Annotated in this window: 15 protein-coding genes, 2 tRNA genes and 2 pseudogenes; 5 read left to right on the top strand and 14 right to left on the bottom strand. The window is 38.5% G+C overall.

Features of this window, described 5'->3' with window-relative positions:
- Nucleotides 1–72: 72 nt before the first annotated feature.
- From mgrA to JCM9152_RS07060, 3 genes are all read left to right on the top strand, one after another.
- The gene (mgrA, locus tag JCM9152_RS07070) at nucleotides 73–1,068 is read left to right on the top strand and encodes an L-glyceraldehyde 3-phosphate reductase (protein WP_035342602.1); all 996 of its coding nucleotides are present in this window, start codon (nucleotides 73–75) and stop codon (nucleotides 1,066–1,068) included.
- A gap of 377 nt (nucleotides 1,069–1,445) precedes the next feature.
- Nucleotides 1,446–1,646 carry a helix-turn-helix domain-containing protein gene (locus JCM9152_RS07065; RefSeq protein WP_035342599.1) on the top strand — a complete coding sequence of 67 codons (201 nt, stop codon included), beginning with the start codon at nucleotides 1,446–1,448 and terminating at the stop codon, nucleotides 1,644–1,646.
- 406 nt (nucleotides 1,647–2,052) lie between these two features.
- Nucleotides 2,053–2,619 carry a CBO0543 family protein gene (locus JCM9152_RS07060; RefSeq protein ID WP_035342598.1) on the top strand — a complete coding sequence of 189 codons (567 nt, stop codon included), beginning with the start codon at nucleotides 2,053–2,055 and terminating at the stop codon, nucleotides 2,617–2,619.
- Between the two features lie 320 nt (nucleotides 2,620–2,939).
- Here JCM9152_RS07060 and JCM9152_RS07055 read toward each other — a convergent pair.
- The 10 genes and pseudogenes from JCM9152_RS07055 to JCM9152_RS07010 form a co-directional block, all read right to left on the bottom strand.
- Nucleotides 2,940–3,016 (bottom strand) — tRNA-Arg (locus tag JCM9152_RS07055).
- Between the two features lie 4 nt (nucleotides 3,017–3,020).
- Nucleotides 3,021–3,091 (bottom strand) — tRNA-Gly (locus tag JCM9152_RS07050).
- Between the two features lie 339 nt (nucleotides 3,092–3,430).
- A complete protein-coding gene (locus JCM9152_RS07045) occupies nucleotides 3,431–3,940 on the bottom strand; it encodes a metallophosphoesterase family protein (protein WP_035342596.1) in 510 nt (169 codons plus the stop codon).
- Nucleotides 3,941–3,948: 8 nt separating this feature from the next.
- Complete coding sequence (locus JCM9152_RS07040; protein ID WP_035342594.1) at nucleotides 3,949–4,551, bottom strand: XTP/dITP diphosphatase; 603 nt, start codon at nucleotides 4,549–4,551, stop codon at nucleotides 3,949–3,951.
- Between the two features lie 12 nt (nucleotides 4,552–4,563).
- Nucleotides 4,564–5,301 (bottom strand): ribonuclease PH, encoded by a 738-nt coding sequence (gene rph / locus JCM9152_RS07035; protein WP_035342592.1) that lies wholly within the window; start codon nucleotides 5,299–5,301, stop codon nucleotides 4,564–4,566.
- A 144-nt stretch (nucleotides 5,302–5,445) separates the two neighbouring features.
- Entirely contained in the window at nucleotides 5,446–6,525 is a 1,080-nt protein-coding gene (locus tag JCM9152_RS07030) for a GerMN domain-containing protein (protein ID WP_052015686.1), read from the bottom strand.
- Between the two features lie 220 nt (nucleotides 6,526–6,745).
- Nucleotides 6,746–7,548 (bottom strand): annotated as a pseudogene (gene racE, locus JCM9152_RS07025) (glutamate racemase).
- Between the two features lie 22 nt (nucleotides 7,549–7,570).
- Nucleotides 7,571–8,005, bottom strand: coding sequence for a MarR family winged helix-turn-helix transcriptional regulator (locus tag JCM9152_RS07020; protein ID WP_235715649.1), 435 nt, complete (start codon nucleotides 8,003–8,005; stop codon nucleotides 7,571–7,573).
- Between the two features lie 297 nt (nucleotides 8,006–8,302).
- Nucleotides 8,303–10,027 carry a phosphoenolpyruvate--protein phosphotransferase gene (ptsP, locus tag JCM9152_RS07015; RefSeq protein WP_035342587.1) on the bottom strand — a complete coding sequence of 575 codons (1,725 nt, stop codon included), beginning with the start codon at nucleotides 10,025–10,027 and terminating at the stop codon, nucleotides 8,303–8,305.
- Between the two features lie 3 nt (nucleotides 10,028–10,030).
- The gene (locus tag JCM9152_RS07010) at nucleotides 10,031–10,294 is read right to left on the bottom strand and encodes a phosphocarrier protein HPr (protein WP_035342585.1); all 264 of its coding nucleotides are present in this window, start codon (nucleotides 10,292–10,294) and stop codon (nucleotides 10,031–10,033) included.
- A 470-nt stretch (nucleotides 10,295–10,764) separates the two neighbouring features.
- On the opposite strand from JCM9152_RS07010, the gene JCM9152_RS07005 reads away from it, so the two are divergent.
- Nucleotides 10,765–10,989 carry a helix-turn-helix domain-containing protein gene (locus tag JCM9152_RS07005; RefSeq protein ID WP_035342583.1) on the top strand — a complete coding sequence of 75 codons (225 nt, stop codon included), beginning with the start codon at nucleotides 10,765–10,767 and terminating at the stop codon, nucleotides 10,987–10,989.
- 135 nt (nucleotides 10,990–11,124) lie between these two features.
- Here the strand turns inward: JCM9152_RS07005 and sdhB are convergent, their stop codons facing one another.
- The 4 genes and pseudogenes from sdhB to JCM9152_RS06985 form a co-directional block, all read right to left on the bottom strand.
- Nucleotides 11,125–11,874, bottom strand: a complete 750-nt coding sequence (sdhB, locus tag JCM9152_RS07000) for a succinate dehydrogenase iron-sulfur subunit (RefSeq protein WP_035342581.1) — start codon at nucleotides 11,872–11,874, stop codon at nucleotides 11,125–11,127.
- Complete coding sequence (gene sdhA / locus JCM9152_RS06995; protein WP_035342580.1) at nucleotides 11,871–13,640, bottom strand: succinate dehydrogenase flavoprotein subunit; 1,770 nt, start codon at nucleotides 13,638–13,640, stop codon at nucleotides 11,871–11,873. Before sdhA ends, sdhB begins: the two co-directional genes overlap by 4 nt.
- A 21-nt stretch (nucleotides 13,641–13,661) precedes the next feature.
- Nucleotides 13,662–14,291 (bottom strand): succinate dehydrogenase cytochrome b558 subunit, encoded by a 630-nt coding sequence (locus JCM9152_RS06990; RefSeq protein ID WP_035342578.1) that lies wholly within the window; start codon nucleotides 14,289–14,291, stop codon nucleotides 13,662–13,664.
- A 295-nt stretch (nucleotides 14,292–14,586) separates the two neighbouring features.
- Nucleotides 14,587–15,935: pseudogene (locus JCM9152_RS06985) on the bottom strand (TrkH family potassium uptake protein).
- 121 nt (nucleotides 15,936–16,056) lie between these two features.
- Here JCM9152_RS06985 and JCM9152_RS06980 point away from each other — a divergent pair.
- Nucleotides 16,057–16,437 (top strand): YslB family protein, encoded by a 381-nt coding sequence (locus tag JCM9152_RS06980; RefSeq protein WP_035342575.1) that lies wholly within the window; start codon nucleotides 16,057–16,059, stop codon nucleotides 16,435–16,437.
- The last annotated feature ends 30 nt before the right edge of the window (nucleotides 16,438–16,467 follow it).

Genomic DNA, 16,467 nt, shown 5'->3' with positions numbered 1-16,467 from the left:
AGTTAACTTTAGGATTTATGCTGTGAATATTGGATACGCACTCATTAAATAAACGAAAAAAGGGGTAAAATAATGATATATCAAGCAGCAAATAATCGTTATCAAGCTATGAAGTACAATCGAACAGGGAACTCAGGGTTAATGTTACCTGCATTATCATTAGGTTTGTGGCATAACTTTGGTGGTGTTGATTCATTTGAAAATAGTCGCAGTATGTTACGTCGTGCATTTGACTTAGGAATTACTCATTTTGACTTAGCCAATAATTATGGTCCACCACCAGGCTCTTCAGAAAAGATGTTAGGAGCGTTAATGAAATCAGACTTTGCTCCATATCGTGACGAATTAGTAATCTCTACTAAAGCTGGATATTATATGTGGGAAGGGCCTTATGGAGAATGGGGGTCAAAAAAATATTTAATAGCAAGCCTTGATCAGAGCTTAAAGAGAATGGGCTTAGATTATGTTGATATTTTCTATTCACATAGACCAGACCCTAGTACTCCTTTAGCAGAGACAATGGCTGCATTAGACCTTCTTGTTAAGCAAGGGAAGGCTTTATATGTAGGTATCTCAAATTATAGTCCGGAGCAATCAAAGGAAGCCATTAAAATGTTAAATGATTTGGGTACCCCACTGTTAATACATCAACCAAGATACTCTATGTTTGATCGTTGGATTGAAAATGGGTTACAAGATGTTTTATTAGAAAACGGAGTCGGTTCTATTGCATTTTGTCCGCTCGAACAAGGGTTATTGACGAATAAATATTTAAGTGGTATCCCAGTAAATTCAAGAGCAGCAAATAATCACTCCCCATTTTTATCTGAAGAAGGAATTACCGCTGAGAAACTTTCTAAAGTAGAACATCTAAATTCACTTGCAAAAGAAAGAGGACAAAGCCTAGCACAAATGGCATTAGCTTGGGTATTACGTCACGGAAAAGTTACTTCCGCATTAATTGGTGCTAGCCGCGTATCTCAAATTGAAGAGAATGTAAAAGCATTAGAACAGCTAGAATTTAGTGATGAAGAGTTAATGTTAATAGATGAGATATTATCCAAATAGCATATAAAACTCCAGTGGCCTTATCTTCGTCGAGAGTACTGTCCATATGATTCAAAAAAACCCTTCAATTATTTATTTGTATGAGGGGCTCTGCTTATTATATTAGTTAGTTGAGGTGAGTAGCAAATATTCACCTTCTTTCTTCATTCAATAAATGTCTTTAAAAGTTGTTATCCCCATAAGAAAGTTGGCCACTATTAATAATAGCTATTCTAGCCTGACTCAAAGTCCTCACTAATAAAAACAAATAGATATTCCAAAAATAAATCCCTTCATTTATATGAATTTCCGACGATATAATAAGTAACACATCCTTTCAAGGATAAAATTCCTGTGAAGATAGAATAATAAATTAAAAAGGAAAAGAAGGTCTTGACATGAAAGAAAAAATAAGGAAGTTAATTGATTCTGATACTAAATCCTACATCATAAGTAAGGAGACCGGTATTCAGCAAAGTACCATTTCAAGGTTAAGAAAAGGAAAGATTAAAATTGGAAGACTTACATTAGATACGGCTTTAAAACTTGTTGAGTTTTATGATCAACATAAAGATAATTCGAAGCCCCCACAAGCATGATGGCTTTCTATCAATCATTAGGTCTGTATTTCTTTCTTAGTTCTTCTAAGTCTTAGTAATAGCACTCGCAAAAAGAGAGCTATTTTTTTTGATATCAATATAGAACGTTTAACTGTCAATGAATTGCTACTCGTTCCCTCATATGACACTATCGATTTCATAACTTTTCTTATTGCTGGCAGAAAGCCGAAAATAAGAATCCCAGCGTTCAATTCTGCTAAAGCTTCGTTATATTGAGCAATGACTAACCCAGCACTATTTTCTTTTGGGTTCTCTCAAGTACTATCTGCGTTCATAGTTCATCTCCTTCAATGTTTTAAATGGATTACTATTTCCTATTTTAGTGTATTTTTTATAAATAATTCCTAATAATAAAAGCATCATTTAATGTTAGGAGTTATACTTGATGACTAATAAATTCAACCAAATAGGAGAACTGCAATTACAATACGCAAATGAACTTATGGAGTATTGGCAAACCTATAATCTCTTTTCTGGATTATGGTGGATAATCGTTTTCTTCAATTTATTGCTAATGTTTGTCTTTATTTTCCTAGTTGACAAAAATAGAATTACGCAAATGACACTCACTTTATTATTTAGTTTTATACTTATAGGAATTGCTAATGAAACGGGGAATTTCTTCGGAAAATGGAATTACCCTTATCAATTCATCCCATTCTTAGAAACCTTTAATGCTGTTGACTTTTTATCTGTACCAATCCTTATTGCATTGACTTATCAATATTTTTCAAAATGGATTTCTTTTTTAATAGCGAATATTATTCTTTCTGCATTTCTCGCTTTTATCGGTATACCTATCGCTGTTCGTTTAAACTTATATGTATTAGATGATTGGACTACATTCAATTCATTTATAGTCTTATTTGTAACGGCTTTTCTTGTTAAATCCATTTCTGATTATTTTAAGAATAAAAGTCAAAACTCCCTCGAAAAAGATACTGTACGATAAAGCTGCCAAACAAATAGAATACACACATAAGGGCATGTACTTAAAGAGGCAATAAATGAAGGGTTCATTGGATTTCACAGGTTTAGCTGTGACAACTGAAAAACGTTCAGAAAAACCTCTTAGTTTATACAGTTAGCAAACGAATGTTAGAAGAGTCGTATAGTCGGTTGGATCAAGGAATGATGACTTAATTTTTGTGTAAAAAAAGTTCAAAACCCCTTCCAATTCATTCAAACCTCAAAAAACAAAAACACCGCTAAGCGCCTATACATCAACGCTTTAACAGTGTTCCTAAAAAGTCTATTCTTATTTTAACTTAATGGCGTCCCAGGAGAGATTCGAACTCCCGACCGACGGCTTAGAAGGCCGTTGCTCTATCCTGCTGAGCTACTGGGACAAAAAGCGGGTGATGGGAATCGAACCCACGACATCAGCTTGGAAGGCTGAGGTTTTACCACTAAACTACACCCGCATATTATTTTGCTTTCTATCAATGGTTTTTCATGTCTCTTCCTCTGCTCGTAACGCTTTGATGTTAGCTGAGTCGAGACAACTGGCTGCTTTTTTCAATGGTGATTTGCTCGTGGCTGAGGTTTTACCACTAAACTACACCCACATATCACTTTCATTTTTTCAGCGACATCTATAAATATACAGACAGATCGCTAAAAAGTCAACCATATTTGTATTATTTTTGCGATTATTATGATGATAGAGAAGCTATATAGAGGAAGACCTTCTCTTATAGCTCTCTCCACTCCAATTTATATTAAGAGCATTGAAAAAGTTGATCTGTACTTTTTCACTGGCCTCATTTATAAACAGCTGTCAACTCTTCCACGATCTCACCATCATCCTGTTGATGGAAGGTGACTTTGCTTTCATCATTAGCAGATTCGAAAATCGCATATGTTCTCGTTCGTCTCCCAAGCGGTAGCTTAATACTACCTGGGTTAATATAAATGACCCCATTATGTTCAAACGACGTAGCAATATGAGTGTGACCAAAACAGGCTACATTGGCCCCTACCTCTTCTGCACGATAAGAAAGAGGATCGGTGGTCATTTTAACATTGTACAAATGACCGTGTGTCACATAAAAGAAGATCCCCTCCACCTCTTCTTGTATTTCATCTGGAAAGTCTGCTCCAAAGTCACAGTTTCCTTTCACTACTCTAGCTCCTGCAAGTGCAGAGTGCTCTAACTCTAGCTCTGAGTCACCACAATGGAAGATGATATCAACCTCTGTACGATGTCGATCAAGAATCTCTTTGACTTCATTCGTCCATCCGTGGCTATCACTTAAAATCAATGCTTTCATCTTTACACCTACTCTTTATTCCATTCATTTTCATGAGCAAACAATTGAGCGATAGCTTTTGCTCGATGACTTCGTTCGTTCTTTTCTTGTGGTGTCAACTCGGCCATTGTCCGTTGTAAATCAGGCACATAAAAAATAGGGTCATATCCAAACCCATACGTTCCCGACTTCTCCCGTGCAATATAGCCTTCACAAGCTCCTTCATATACTAATGTCTGTTCATTAGGTCTCGCTACGGCTATCGCGCAAAAGAAGCGAGCAGAACGATCTTCGCTTGGAACATCCTCTAATTCTTGAAGAACCTTTCTCATGTTCGCCTCATCATCTTTTTTCTCACCTGCATAACGAGCAGAATAAATTCCGGGACGGCCATCGAGCGCATCAATGATAAGTCCAGAATCATCAGCAATTACCATTCTACCTAATTCCTTGCTTAACGTTTCAGCTTTAATTGTAGCATTTTCTGCAAATGTTTGACCATCCTCCATAATATCTGCCATTTTTGAAAAGTCCTTTAATGAGCGCACAATCCATTTATCCGCTGAAAAAAGCTGTTTAAACTCATGCACCTTTCCCTCATTTAATGTCGCAATGATCACTTCTTGTTTCATCTAATATCTCCTTTATTTAAAACGTTCGGCTGTCTTCCCTAATGCTTCCTTTTGAAGCATCGCTAATTCGGTAATTCCATCTTCCGCAAGCTCAAGCATTTTATGTAATTGGTCCTTTGAATACGTTGCTTCTTCTCCTGTCCCTTGTAATTCAACAAATTCATAAGAGCCGGTCATAACAACGTTCATATCGACTTTTGCCGTTGAGTCCTCTTTGTAATTCAGATCAAGGATTTCCCCATGCTTTTCATCAATTCCAACTGAAATCGCAGCTAAATAATCAGTAATCGGCCATTCCTTTATTTTTTTGGCTGTAAATGCCTTTTCCATTGCCAGTGACAATGCAACGAATGCCCCTGTAATCGATGCCGTTCTCGTGCCACCGTCAGCTTGTATAACATCACAATCAATCCATACCGTTCGTTCTCCTAATTTGCTTAAGTCAATAACAGATCGTAACGCCCTACCAATTAATCGTTGGATCTCCATCGTCCTTCCAGATACCTTGCCCTTTGAGGATTCACGAATCGTTCGCTGTTCTGTTGCTCTCGGTAGCATGGAATATTCAGCTGTCACCCAACCCTTCCCTTGTCCACGTAAAAAGGGCGGAACACGGTCTTCAATACTTGCTGAACAAATAACCTTCGTATCACCCATTGAAATCAATACCGATCCCTCTGGGTGTTTGATGTAATTTGTCTCAATGACAACCTTTCGCAGCTCATTTATTTGTCTACCATCATTTCTCACAGCCGAACCTCCTATAAATTCAAACTCTTACCTAGTATGACATAATGGCAAAGAGGTGATTCAATCGAATCACCTTCACCTTATCCATTATTTCCTTTTTTTATTATAAAGTAGTTTACACACCTCGTCCAATATATCAACTGATTAATAAGCACCAATATTATATTGCTCAGGCCTTACTACTTCTTCAATCCATTGCCCAGATTCATTTAGAACCTCAGCATCTCCCTCTACCTCAATCGCGACTTTCTCAATACCTTCCTGCTCTGTTAACGTAAGAGCAAGCATATCGAGAACCGTAGCCGATACAGCAGTTGATTGTAGCTGACTCAAGATTCCTTCATTAAAATTTAATGTGACAACACCGTTTTGATATTGTGGCTCCTCTATTAGTTCAACACCTTGACGGAAATCGGTAAGTAAAGGTGTTTCAATGGAAGGGCCTTTTATCAATTGTGAGACAGCTGCTTCAATTGAATCCTCCTCCACCTTCACCCTTCTTGTCACTGGTACATAATAGGTGTTGTCCCCATTTTGGGCGAGGAAGTAAAGGGTTACCCCTTTACTATTCACCATATCCGCTAGACCACCTGTCTCAATATTAATTCCATTCTCACGACTAACGCCATCTCCAATCGGTGTACTGCCGACAGGCATTGTCTCTTGTAAGTAGCCATTCACCTTAATTTGCACTTTATCAACATTATCAAATTCTGTTAACGTCCACGTAATAGCTTGAAGAATTTGCTGCTCCATATCAGGGTTATACTCTTTAAATTCATTTGAGAAGTCAGCTATGGCTACTCCTTCTGCTAAATGTACATCAACCTCTGTTCCTGCTGGAATGACCGCACTAAAGCCACTTGGCAACATTTCAGTGATAGGACCACCATCAACTAAATATTCCAACGACTGCCTTAAGACACTTTCTGTCTTCGGTAAATCCATCGTTTGTGGCACAACCATGCCATTTGCATCGATCAAATAAAGCTTACGCTGTACTTGTTCAGCTGCTTCGTTTTCGTTCTCATTTTCGTTCCCTGATTCTTCATCACCTTCACCCATCTCAGGTTCTGATTCCTCTTGCCCCTCTTGATCAAGCTCACTATAATCAGTCGGTGGTGTATCCATTTCATCGACGACATCGTTCGCTCCAAATGAGCATGCCGCCATTACTAATATTAGTAAGATGCTACACATCCCTAAAAAGAACCGTTTTCGCATTGTTTTCCCTCCTAAGATAGTTTGTACTACATGTATACGAGCAAGCTCGTACTTTAGACCAAATTTTATAAGAAAAATCTAATAAACATTATGATCATCGGTCGATACATGCGATTAGAGGGAGGGGCGAATATTTAGAAATAACAAAACTTTAATTTCCATAACAAAAACGCTGCATGAGGATAAACTGATCCTCATGCAGCGATATATCGTTCATCTACTATTTTGAGCCAAGTACAATCGAATCGACGCGTTCGATATTTACCTCAAGCCATTGATTAGCCAACACTTTAAAACGTTCAGCACTACCTGTTGTAAGAAAATGATGAGTAGCGTACGCTCAGCCGTATAGAGCAAATTTTTATGATAGAGCAAACTACTAACCTCACGTGCTGTTTCATCACCAGATGAAATAATATGAACATCTTCACCAATCGATTGATGAATCACTTCTCGTAATAAAGGATAATGCGTACATCCTAAAATTAATGTATCAAACTCACGACCTTTTAATTCTTGTAATGTCTCATCAACCGTACGTTCTGCTTCTTCTCCAGAAAATACCCCTCTTTCTACTAAAGGTACAAAACTCGGACATGCTAGACTATCGATCGTAATCGTACTTTTAATCGAATGGAGAGCCATTTCATAAGCCCTACTCTTTATCGTGCCTTCTGTACCCAAAACAGCTACATGGTCATTTTTCGTCACCTTTAACGCACTAATTGCCCCAGGATGAACAACACCAATGACTGGAATCGACAGCTTTTGCTTCACTTCCTCTAGTACAACGGCCGCTGCTGTATTACAAGCAATGACAAGCATTTTCATCTTTTCAGCTTCAAGACGATGAATCATCTCCCATGTGAATGCACGAACTTCATCTGTCGTTCTCGGTCCATACGGACATCTCGCTGAGTCACCTATGTAAACAATCTCTTCCTTTGGCAATTGTCGCATGATTTCTTTCGCTACAGTTAAACCACCTAATCCTGAATCTATAACTCCAATCGGTCTTTCCAACGATCTTCCCTCAATTTCTATATTATCGTGATGCTTTCATTTTTTCGTGTAGGACATGTAAGCTCTTTTCTAAGAAGTCGACTTCATTTTGCGTAAATTGTGACAGTACAGTCTCTAAATAATCTTGCCTTTTTTTGATTACTTCCTTAATAATAACGCGACCCCGTTCTAAAAGGTGTATTCGAACAACTCGCCGATCCTGTGTGTCTTTCACTCGTTCAACAAGTTGGTTTTTTTCCATTCGGTCAATCAAATCAGTTGTCGTACTACAAGCTAAAAACATTTTTTGTGATAATTCACCAATCGTCATATCGCCGTATTCATTTAACCATTGTAGAGCGATAAATTGCGGTGGAGTAATAGGAAATTGCGTTAAGATTTCTCGACCTTTTTGTTTAACAATTTCAGAAACTCTACGTAATGAGCGTTCAATGTCCTCAATTTGACGATCGTCCACCTTACGCACCTCCTTCATAAATAACGAAGTCTCCGTGTAGGCAAGGATTACAAACCTTTTTTCAGCCTATCTTTCATTTTCGCTTTTTTTTCTCTTATTTTCAATAGATTTTTTTACGATAGTTTGAATCATTTTTGAACTTATGGAACCATTTAATTAATATGAAATAGGACCATGTTCTTCCCGTGAAGTTTTTTAAAGCACTTTAATGATGCATAAAAGAATCTTATACATTCTTAATTTTTTTCTAAAAAAGGGACAAAAGCTTTTCACTTTTGTCCCTTTTTTAATAATTTGTTATTTAACCGTTCCTAATAATTCATTGACCTTTTGTTCAACCTCATCGGCTGTATCTAAATAGAGCATATCATTAGCAAATGATTGTAAATCTGCTTTTGACAGCGTGAGAAGTTGACTTCTCGCTGGTAAAATAGACGTTGCGCTCATACTAAATTCATCTAGCCCTAAGCCTAATAGTAATGGAATCGCTACTTCATCACCAGCCATCTCGCCACACATCCCAGCCCATTTCCCGTGGTTATGAGCTGCGTCAATAACCATTTTTACTAAACGAAGAATTGCAGGGTGGTATGGTTGATACAAATAGGAAACACGTTCATTCATTCGATCAGCTGCCATCGTATATTGAATGAGATCATTCGTACCAATACTAAAGAAGTCGACCTCTTTCGCAAAAAGCTCAGCAGCGACAGCCGTTGATGGAATTTCTACCATCATACCGACTTCAATCTCTTCTGAAACTTGTATATTCTCAGAAATAAGCTTGTCTTTTTCTTCAGCGAGCATCGCTTTAGCTGCACGTAATTCCTCAAGCGTAGCAATCATCGGGAACATAATCTTCAAATTTCCAAATACACTTGCCCGCAACAAAGCTCGAAGCTGAGTACGGAAAATGTCTTTTTCTTCCAAGCAAAGTCGAATAGCACGGAAGCCAAGAAAAGGGTTCATTTCCTTTGGTAAATCTAAATAAGAAAGCTCTTTGTCACCGCCAATATCTAACGTACGGATGACAACAGGCTTACCTTCCATCTTTTCAACTACTTCTTTATATGCTTCGAATTGCTCTTCCTCTGTTGGAAGCTCAGTTCGATCCATATACAAAAATTCGGTACGATACAGACCAACACCTTCACCACCATTACGTAATACACCTTCGACATCATTAGGCGTTCCGATATTAGCAGCTAATTCGACATGCTGACCGTCCTTCGTTATTGTTGTTTCATTTACTAATTTAGCCCATTGCTCTTTCTGATTTATGAAGTCTTCTCGCTTCTTTTCATATTGACGAAGTTCATCATCAGTTGGATTCACAATAATGTCGCCATCAAGCCCATCAACAATGACAACGTCTCCTTGTGTCGCTTGTTCAGTAATAGACTTCGCTCCAACAACTGCCGGAATCTCTAATGAACGTGACATAATGGCTGAATGCGATGTACGACCACCGATATTCGTCGCAAATCCTTTAACAAATTCAGGGTTAAGCTGAGCTGTATCAGAAGGGGTTAAATCTTCTGCAATGATAATAGTTTCTTCAGCAATCGTTGCAAGTGATTGAACTTGAACGTCTAATAAAATTCCTAATACGCGCTTTGATACATCACGGATATCAGCAGCACGTTCCTTCATATATTCATTATCCATACCTTCAAACATTGTAACAAACATCGATGATACTTCATTCATCGCATATTCAGCGTTTTGCTTCTCTATCTGAATCTTCTCTTTCACCGCGTCAACAAGCTCTGGGTCACTCAGTACAAGAATATGTGCAGCAAAGATTTCAGCTTTATCAGGCCCTAGATCTTTCTCTGTCTTATCCTTAATAACCGTTAATTCAGCAATAGCTTGTTGCAACGCATCATCAAAACGTTGTACTTCCTCTTCTACGTTCTCAATTTGACGTAGATCAACTGATAGATCTGGTTCTTGGTGTATAAATGCCTTAGCAATCGCAACACCCGAAGATGCTGCGATGCCAGTTAGTTTTGCATGCATTTGCTATTCTCCTAACCCTTCCTTGATCACTTCTTCAATCGCTTGTAGTGCTTCCGCTTCATCTGAACCTTCAGCTTTAATGGTAACCTCTGCTCCTTGGCCAACTCCAAGAGACATTACACCCATAATGGACTTTAAATTTACAGATTTCCCTTTATATTCTAATGTAAGATCAGATGAGAATTGACCTGCCTTATTTACTAATTGTGTTGCTGGTCTAGCGTGAATTCCTGTTTCTGCTGTAATTTTAAAAGACTTTTCTGCCATCGTTAATCAACCTCTCTTTTTCATTTTTGTCATTTTCCTTAACAGTATGTGCAAATTGTTTAAAGTTCTCTCTCATTTCTTGATGAAAGGCCCACTTTAGTTTTGATCCTAAAAAATAGGCACAAGTAAGAATATGATGCATAAAGAGGGATACACTTATCCCGTTATTTGCTCATACACTGTCTCTTACTCATGCCTGATCTCATCAGTAACACGTAAATAAAGTGTAACCATCTATGTAGGTATAAAACCTTTTTGCACTACTATTAAAAGCGAATGTTAAAAGTAGTATAGCATAATAAAAAAATAAATTTCAACTGTTTCGCTTAAAATCAGTTGAATTTAGGCTACAAATATACATTTACGCACACGTCATATTTACTGGTGACATATACTATCGAGACTAAAACCCTTCAAATCGTGGGACTATACCCACATGCTCTCAGCCCGAGCAAGAAGGAGTGAACTCATTGAAAGGAGCAGAATTCGGACCTAAACCCTTGCTTACAAAAAGAGAACGCGAAGTATTCGAGCTGCTTGTCCAAGACAAGACAACAAGGGAAATCGCACAGCAACTCTTTATAAGTGAGAAAACAGTCAGAAATCACATATCAAATACAATGCAGAAGCTAGGAGTCAAGGGGCGCTCTCAAGCTGTTATTGAACTCATTCGACTAGGGGAACTTGAAATATAAGCACGATTCACCTTTCTCATTCTGTTTTAGTCATAACAGATACTCTCTCTACGAAGAGGAGTGTCTGTTTTTTCTTCATGTGAAAAGATGTCCCAACAGGCTAGTACATAACCTATTGAGACACCCTTTTAGCATTTATGCTCCAAAGAAATTCTTAAATGATTGGAGCGTCGTTGAACGGTTTAATGCCGCAATCGATGTTGTTAAAGGAATTCCCTTTGGACATGATTGAACACAGTTTTGTGAATTACCACAGTTTGCTAGTCCACCGTCCCCCATTATCGTTTCTAGTCGTTCCTCTTTATTCATCTCACCTGTTGGATGAGCATTAAACAGTCGAACTTGGGAAAGCGGAGCTGGTCCGATGAAATCAGACTTGCTATTAACGTTAGGACACGCTTCTAAGCAGACACCACATGTCATACATTTTGAAAGCTCATAAGCCCATTGGCGTTTAGACTCAGCCATACGTGGTCCTGGTCCAAGATCATACGTACCATCAATTGGAATCCACGCTTTTACTTTTTTCAAAGAATCAAACATTCTACTACGGTCGACCATTAAATCTCGAACAACCGGGAAAGTTTTCATTGGCTCTAAATGGATGGGTTGTGTTAATTGATCAACAAGCGCCGTACAGGATTGGCGCGGTTTTCCATTTATAACCATTGAACATGCTCCACAAACTTCCTCTAAGCAGTTCATATCCCAAGTAATCGGGGTAGTCTGTTCACCTTTCGTATTAACAGGATTACGACGGAACTCCATAAGCGCCGAAATAACATTCATATTCGGCCGATAAGGTACTTCAAATTCCTCTACATAAGGAGTGCTGTTTGGGTCATCTTGTCTCGTTACTTTAAAATGGATTGTTTTTTCACTCATGATTTAACAGCTCCTTGCTTCTTTTGAGAGTAGTCACGTTTTCGTGGCTCGATTAAAGATGTGTCCACTTCTTCATATGTGAATTCAGGATTTTTCGTCGTCGGATTAAATTTCGCCTTCGTTGTCTTTAAGAATTCTTCATCATTACGCTCTGGGAAGTCAGGCTTGTAATGAGCACCACGGCTTTCATTACGATTATAAGCTCCTAATGTAATCACTCGCCCAAGATTAAGCATTCCTTGTAATTGACGAGTAAAGGATGCACCTTGGTTACTCCATTTCGCTGTATCATTAATATTAATATTCTGATATCGCTCTAATAGCTCTTGAATCTTCTCATCGGTTTGTAGTAGTTTATCGTTGTAACGAACAACGGTTACATTATCTGTCATCCATTCACCTAATTCTTTATGAAGCATGTATGCATTTTCTGTTCCATCCATACTCATAATGTCATCAAAGGTTTGTTGTTCTTTCTTCACCTCATCTTCAAATAGCGATGATGGCATAGAGTCAGCGGACTTCTCTAAGCCGCTCATATATTCAACAGCTTTCGGTCCAGCGACCATTCCTCCGTAAATAGCAGACAATAACGAATTCGCCCCTAATCGGTTAGCACCATGTTGAGAATAATCACACTCACCAGCAGCAAATAGTCCAGGAATATTTGTCATTTGATCATAGTCAATCCACATTCCACCCATTGAATAGTGAACAGCAGGGAATATTTTCATCGGAACTTTACGTGGGTCATCTCCCATGAATTTTTCATAGATTTCAATAATTCCACCTAGCTTAATATCTAACTCTTTCGGATCTTTATGAGAAAGGTCTAGATATACCATGTTCTCACCATTTATACCTAGCTTCTGGTTGACACACACATCGAAGATCTCACGAGTTGCAATATCACGTGGCACGAGGTTTCCGTAAGCAGGATACTTCTCTTCTAAGAAATACCACGGCTTACCATCCTTATACGTCCATACTCGTCCACCTTCACCACGAGCAGACTCACTCATTAATCGAAGTTTATCATCACCAGGAATCGCAGTTGGATGAATTTGAATAAATTCTCCATTGGCGTAGTAGACACCTTGCTCATATAGCTTGGCAGCAGCATAACCCGTGTTAATAACCGAGTTTGTTGATTTACCAAATATAATGCCCGGTCCACCAGTCGCCATAATCACTGCATCAGCTACAAAACTACGAATTTCAGATGTCCGTAAATCTTGTGCTGTGATCCCGCGACAGACTTGGTCATCATCAATGACCGCTGAGAGAAATTCCCAACCTTCATACTTCGTTACTAATCCGCTCACTTCAAACCTTCGTACCTGTTCATCTAACGCGTATAATAGCTGTTGACCTGTTGTTGCACCTGCAAATGCCGTACGATGGTGCTGCGTTCCTCCAAAACGTCTAAAATCTAATAGCCCTTCTGGTGTCCGATTAAACATAACACCCATTCGATCCATTAGATGGATAATTCCTGGTGCTGCTTCTGTCATCGCTTTAACAGGAGGCTGGTTCGCTAAAAAGTCTCCTCCATAAACGGTATCATCAAAATGTTCATACGGTGAATCTCCTTCACCTTTTGTATTAACGGCTCCATTAATTCCACCCTGTGCACAGACCGAGTGTGAACGTTTAACGGGTACGAGCGAAAAAAGATCAACTGGCACTCCCTTTTCTGCCGCTTTGATTGTGGCCATTAAACCTGCCAATCCACCACCAACAACGATGATTCTCCCTTGACTCATGATTGACCCACTCCTTATCTCTTAAATGTTTGCTAAATCTGGATTAACGAACGCAAGAATTGCGCGAATACCGACAAATGTTAATGCGAAGAAAATCCCCATCGTCACATAAGTGGCAATTTTCTGTGAACGTGGAGTAACTGTGATTCCCCATGATACGGCAAAAGACCAAAGTCCGTTTGCAAAATGGAAGGTCGCAGCAAGTACTCCAACTATATAAAACGCAATCATAAACGGATTGCTAAAAATGTTCGCCATCATATCAAAGTTAACCTCTGCTCCAAGCGCTGCTTGAATTCTTGTTTCCCAAACATGCCATGTAATCCAAATAAGTAAAAACACACCAGACCACCGTTGAATACGGAACATCCAATTTCGGAAATAGCCATAATGTGAGGTGTTATTCTTCGCTTGAAATGCAATATAAACACCGTATATAGCATGATAAAGTAATGGTACGAAAATAACAAAGATTTCAAGAAAATAGCGAAATGGCAAATTCTCCATAAAATGTGCCGCTTGGTTAAACGCACTAGCACCTCGAGTTGCAAAATGATTAATAACAAAATGCTGAATTAAAAAGATACCGATCGGAATAACTCCAAGCAACGAATGAAGCTTACGATTAAAATACTCTCGATTACCTGACATACTTGATCCCCCAAAAATTCCTATCCATGTCGTATTATGTTTTGTTTTCTCTGATTTACTCTCCTATAAACCATACATATTATGAATCTAATCCGAGAAAACTGACAGGTTAATTGTACTCTTATCCCCGTCATTGGTCAAGAAAACGGATACAACTTTTCGACAATTTCGGTTCTTATGAATAGCAACATTCGTATACGATAAAAAGGCAAAACTTAAGGTCACTGAAAAAGTTTGGTTTTTACCTTTTTCGGTGACCTTATTCATTAGCAACAAGTTTGGGATGGGTTCTTTCTTATCCAATGATAATTCTTTCAGTAGGGTATTTATAATAACTCTTTTGTTCTTTTCTTCGGATGGAGAATAGAAAGGCAATTAATCCTACACGTCCAATAAACATGAGTACCATTAACACACCTTGGCTTGCAAAGGATAAATCTGCTGTAATACCCATAGATAAGCCACATGTTCCAAACGCAGATGCCGTCTCAAATATTATCGCCATTAAAGACAACCTCTCTGTCCCTTCAAATGCAACGATTAACGTCACTGCCGCAAACAACATCACGAGAAAAACAGATAACACGATAAAAGCCTTTTGCTTATCCTCAGGGTGAATTTGTCGTCCGAATACTTTCACATCTTCTTTCCCTTGCGCAAAGCTTCGGATCGTCAAAAACATGACTGCAATCGTCGTTGTGCGAATTCCTCCACCTACACTAGAAGGGCTTGCTCCAATAATCATTAAAAACGAAATAAATAGAAGAGTCGCCATATGTAATTCAGACACATCCATTGTCGCTAAACCACCACTACGAGCTGTAGCCGAATTAAATAACGCATTAAATAGCTGTTCATGCCATTGGAGACCTACATAATAATGACCACTTTCTAACGCCCAAATCCCTATCACACCAATCACAAAAACAGCAAAATAGGTAGCTGTCGTTATTTTTGTGAAGAGACTAAATTTAAAATTAGGGTTTTTATTTGACAAGTACTCACGTAATTCCATTAAGACAGGAAATCCAATTGCACCAGCAAATATGAGCAAAATGACGACAAGCTGGACGTAATAATCGTTAGCGAACGGGATCAAGGATTGCCCAGTAACGTCAAAACCCGCATTCGTAAATGCACTTAAACTGGCAAACGCGCTTGATAATAAGCTTCTGCTGCCGTATCGAAATACCGAAGAAAATAAGTCCCGAGTATGAGAGCTCCGACTAATTCAATGAGTAAAGCCACGACTAAAATCCCCCGCATTAAGCTGACTAATCCAGAGAAGCGATTTTGGTTTTGGTCTACCATGATCAGCATTCGTTGGGAGAAGTTAATCTTTCGTCCGAAAAGCATCCAAACAAACGTTCCCATTGTCATAATTCCAATTCCGCCAAGTTGAATCGCTAATGCAAGAAAAATAATTCCAACATAATTAAAGGTTTCAGATACATTAATAACCGTTAACCCAGTTACACTAACAGCACTGACAGAAGTAAACAAAGCCTCCGAATAAGAAAGCTCCACTCCTGGTAAATGGGAAATAGGCAAATACAATAAAATACTAAATAAAATCATTGCAACCACATAGGATATAAGAATGACACGAAACGGTGACAAGAATTGATTTAAACCTGACTTCATATTTTTTCCCTCCGTGAATATACGCGAATAAGTATAACACTTTAGAAAAAAGCACGCTAGAAATGCTAGAAAAATATTTCATTACAACATATAATAAAAAAGGAGAGAGGTGCTTATAAAGATGAATAATATAAATGAATTCGGATACGATTTAATTCGCAACGACGTGCTAAAGGATGTATTAGGAAAGGAGCACGATCACATTTTATATTGGATCGGGAAATCGTTGGCACGGAAGTATCCGTTATCGAGTTTAGAAGAGCTTCCTGAATTCTTTTTGAAGGCTAATTGGGGGAGTCTCACATTAGAAAAAGAAAAAAGAAATCATTACATATACCTTTTATCTGGAGAATGGATGGGCAAAGGTGATCAACGTTGCTATCAGCTTGAATCAGGGTTTCTAGCACAGCAATTCGAGTCATGGAAAAACCGTGGGGTTGGTGTCACTTCAAATGTGCACCGGTCAACAGTAACGTTTGATGTGCAAATTGACCGACTGTAAGTATGAACACTAGTTGGATATGAAATATAC

This window comes from Halalkalibacter hemicellulosilyticusJCM 9152 (genome assembly GCF_000513115.1).
GTDB classification, from domain to species: Bacteria; Bacillota; Bacilli; order Bacillales; family Bacillaceae_D; genus Halalkalibacter; species Halalkalibacter hemicellulosilyticus.
Note: the sequence above shows the minus strand (reverse complement) of the source record. Positions and strands in the feature narration are given on the sequence as shown.

Coding starts and splice junctions, on each gene's coding strand:
- mgrA (WP_035342602.1), top strand. CDS start 73: ATGATATATCAAGCAGCAAATAATCGTTATCAAGCTATGAAGTACAAT.
- JCM9152_RS07065 (WP_035342599.1), top strand. CDS start 1,446: ATGAAAGAAAAAATAAGGAAGTTAATTGATTCTGATACTAAATCCTAC.
- JCM9152_RS07060 (WP_035342598.1), top strand. CDS start 2,053: ATGACTAATAAATTCAACCAAATAGGAGAACTGCAATTACAATACGCA.
- JCM9152_RS07045 (WP_035342596.1), bottom strand. CDS start 3,940: ATGAAAGCATTGATTTTAAGTGATAGCCACGGATGGACGAATGAAGTC.
- JCM9152_RS07040 (WP_035342594.1), bottom strand. CDS start 4,551: ATGAAACAAGAAGTGATCATTGCGACATTAAATGAGGGAAAGGTGCAT.
- JCM9152_RS07030 (WP_052015686.1), bottom strand. CDS start 6,525: ATGCGAAAACGGTTCTTTTTAGGGATGTGTAGCATCTTACTAATATTA.
- ptsP (WP_035342587.1), bottom strand. CDS start 10,027: ATGCATGCAAAACTAACTGGCATCGCAGCATCTTCGGGTGTTGCGATT.
- JCM9152_RS07010 (WP_035342585.1), bottom strand. CDS start 10,294: ATGGCAGAAAAGTCTTTTAAAATTACAGCAGAAACAGGAATTCACGCT.
- sdhB (WP_035342581.1), bottom strand. CDS start 11,874: ATGAGTGAAAAAACAATCCATTTTAAAGTAACGAGACAAGATGACCCA.
- sdhA (WP_035342580.1), bottom strand. CDS start 13,640: ATGAGTCAAGGGAGAATCATCGTTGTTGGTGGTGGATTGGCAGGTTTA.
- JCM9152_RS06990 (WP_035342578.1), bottom strand. CDS start 14,291: ATGTCAGGTAATCGAGAGTATTTTAATCGTAAGCTTCATTCGTTGCTT.
- JCM9152_RS06980 (WP_035342575.1), top strand. CDS start 16,057: ATGAATAATATAAATGAATTCGGATACGATTTAATTCGCAACGACGTG.